At 47.6% G+C, this 859-nt stretch carries 1 protein-coding gene; it reads left to right on the top strand.

The window, feature by feature from the left end; all coding sequences use genetic code 11:
- Positions 1 to 79 precede the first annotated feature (79 nt).
- A partial coding sequence (locus tag L2744_RS21485) for an IS1182 family transposase (protein WP_248993773.1) occupies positions 80 to 859 on the top strand: 780 nt, incomplete at its 3' end.

The following is an 859-nucleotide window of genomic DNA, read 5'->3' as shown; positions in this document are numbered from 1 at the left end:
TTCAGACTGCTGACAAAGTCCTGGACGCCGATCCAGGACTTTGATCTAATAGGGTTAGTTGAATTGATGGCTAACCACTATGCTAAAACCTCCTTCTCCTCAACAATATCAGTTAGAAATGGTCACGCTCGAAGAGCTCGTGCCCAAAGACCATTTAGTCCGTAAAGTCGATGCCGCGATTGATTTTGAATTTATCCGCGCAGAAGTGGAACATCTGTATTGCAAAGACAATGGTCGTCCCCCGATAGACCCCGTACGGTTATTCAAAATCATGATTTTAGGTTACCTGTTTGGCGTGCCAAGCGAGCGCCGCTTGATGCAGGAAATTCAGGTCAATGTCGCTTATCGCTGGTTCTTACGCATGGGGTTGACTGAGAAGGTGCCAGATGCCTCAACATTGAGTCAGAACCGCATTCGCCGTTTTAACAGCACAGATGTGTTCCAGCGTATCTTCGACCGGATAGTCGAGCAGGCTTTTGAGCAGCGCCTGATTGGCGGCTATACGCTGTATACCGACAGTACCCATCTAAAAGCCAGTGCCAACAAGCGTAAAGCCGTAAACAAAGAGGTCACGGCAAGTACCTCTGCTTATATTGCGGAGTTAGATAAAGCAATTGAAGCAGACCGCGAGGCGCATAGTAAAAAACCACTAAAAGAAGCCAAACCCGCAACGGAGGTGAAAAATCAGAAAGTCAGTACCACTGATCCTGAAAGTGGTTTTATGACACGAGAAGGTAAACCTCAAGGCTTTTTCTATCTTGACCATCGGACAGTGGATGGTCGCCATGGCATCATCACAGATACTTTCGCCACCGCTGGTAATGTGCATGATAGCCAACCGTATATCGCCCGGTTAGAC

The sequence above is a fragment of the Shewanella profunda genome (genome assembly GCF_023283765.1).
GTDB lineage: Bacteria > Pseudomonadota > Gammaproteobacteria > Enterobacterales > Shewanellaceae > Shewanella > Shewanella profunda.
The sequence above is the reverse complement of the archived record's forward strand: the minus strand, read 5'-3'. Positions and strand labels throughout refer to the sequence as shown.